The organism is Aporhodopirellula sallentina SM41 (genome assembly GCF_000346505.1).
Classification (GTDB): domain Bacteria; phylum Planctomycetota; class Planctomycetia; order Pirellulales; family Pirellulaceae; genus Rhodopirellula; species Rhodopirellula sallentina.
In genome coordinates this window covers 1-885 of record NZ_ANOH01000084.1, presented here as the reverse complement: position 1 = coordinate 885, position 885 = coordinate 1, and the positions used below count along the sequence as shown (strand labels likewise).

1 protein-coding gene is annotated in these 885 nt (G+C 56.7%); it reads left to right on the top strand.

Annotated elements, in window-relative coordinates:
• Positions 1-525: tyrosine-type recombinase/integrase (locus RSSM_RS04585; RefSeq protein WP_052335981.1), on the top strand; the 525-nt coding region annotated here is incomplete at its 5' end.
• Positions 526-885: the final 360 nt, after the last annotated feature.

The window sequence follows — 885 nt, the reverse complement described above, 5'->3', positions numbered from 1 at the left end:
AAAGGTGGCAAGAGTCGTTTGGTGCCGATGCCGGATGATTTGATGGATCCGCTGCGACGTTTTGTGAATAGCCGAGCGGCGCAGCATGACCAGGATTTGGCGGACGGGACAGCGTCGGTGTGGTTACCGTATGCGTTGGATCGGAAGTACCCGAAGGCTCACCGGGAGCTGAAGTGGCAATATTTGTTTGCGTCGCACCGGTTGTCGCGTGATCCGAAGACGGGGAGACGGCATCGTCACCATTTGCACGTGGATACGTTTCCGAAGCACCTGCGCCGGGCGGTGGAGTCGGCGGGGGTTCTGAAGCATGTGACGAGTCACACGTTTCGTCATTGCTATGCGACGCATCTGTTATGGAACGGGACGGACATTCGGCAGATTCAACAGTTGCTCGGCCACAGTGATGTGAAGACCACGGAGATTTACACGCATGTGCGGAATCCGAATGAGACGAAGGTGATGAGTCCGCTGGATCGGTTGGTTCGTGAGCAAGAGGGTGCGAGTCGGGATACGCCAGCGGCGTGATTGCTTCGTGCGGAGCAAGTGTTCGGATGGTGGGGGGCGTTGTTTCTGAAGCGTGTTTGGTTTCTGAAGCGTGTTTGCGAATCGAGCGATTTGTGTTGTTTTCGCTTTCGGGGCGATGCTCGCATTGCAGCGAATGGCGAGCTCGTTGGCCCGTGACCGGGGGATAGGCGTGGCTGCCGAATGTTTGCTGTTGGTGCTCTGGTAGCGGATGCAGCTTTTCTTTCCTGATCGCATCTGCAAGGAAAGCTGGTTTCTTTACTCTCCGGAGGAGTTCGTGCCGTTTTGAGGGTGTTGGGTTTGCAGGCTCACTCGACGGTTTTACCCGAGGCCTTACGGCCATTCGGCTCACTTTGGTGGGGC